The organism is Thioclava sp. F28-4 (assembly GCF_002020045.1).
In the GTDB taxonomy this organism is placed as follows: domain Bacteria; phylum Pseudomonadota; class Alphaproteobacteria; order Rhodobacterales; family Rhodobacteraceae; genus Thioclava; species Thioclava sediminum.
Genome location: NZ_MPZQ01000057.1, coordinates 1 through 575, shown reverse-complemented (window position 1 = coordinate 575; position 575 = coordinate 1). Strand labels below are relative to the sequence as shown.

1 pseudogene is annotated in these 575 nt (G+C 58.1%); it reads right to left on the bottom strand.

Annotated features, from left to right (window positions below):
- A pseudogene (locus tag BMI87_RS21855) lies at positions 1–494 on the bottom strand (transposase); the annotation flags it as partial.
- Positions 495–575 lie beyond the last annotated feature (81 nt).

The window sequence follows — 575 nt, the reverse complement described above, 5'->3', positions numbered from 1 at the left end:
GATGTTCCAGCCCTCACGTTCGAGCAGGACGTGAACGCGCCGGTAGCCATACCGCACGCGCGTTTCACAGATCTCCCGGATCCGCTTGGCGACAGCAGCCTGATCGGCGCGGCGAGACTTGTAGTGGAACGTCGAACGGTCGAACCCCATAGCCCCACAGGCCTTTCGGATCGAGACCGCCCAATCGCTACACATCCCGCGAACCAGTTCGCGCTTGCGATCAGGCTTTAGAGCTTTCGGCGGATGACGTCTTGCAACATCTCCCGATCCAGCGTCAGGTCCGCGACGATCTTCTTCAACCTGGCGTTCTCATCCTCGAGCTGCTTCAGTCGTCGAATCTCGTCAGGCAGAAGGCCCGCGTATTTCTTCTTCCAACTGAAGTAGGTCGCCTGACTGATCCCTGCCTTCCGACAGATCTCCGCGACCGGCGTGCCTTCCTCGCCTTGCTTCAAAATGAACGCTTTCTGCGCGTCCGAAAATTTGCTCGCCTTCATCCGATTCCACTCCTCTTCCAGCCAAGGAAGCGTAGCGGAAAACTCCAGCTTCAAACGGTCCAGTTTCCGGGGATCAGATCA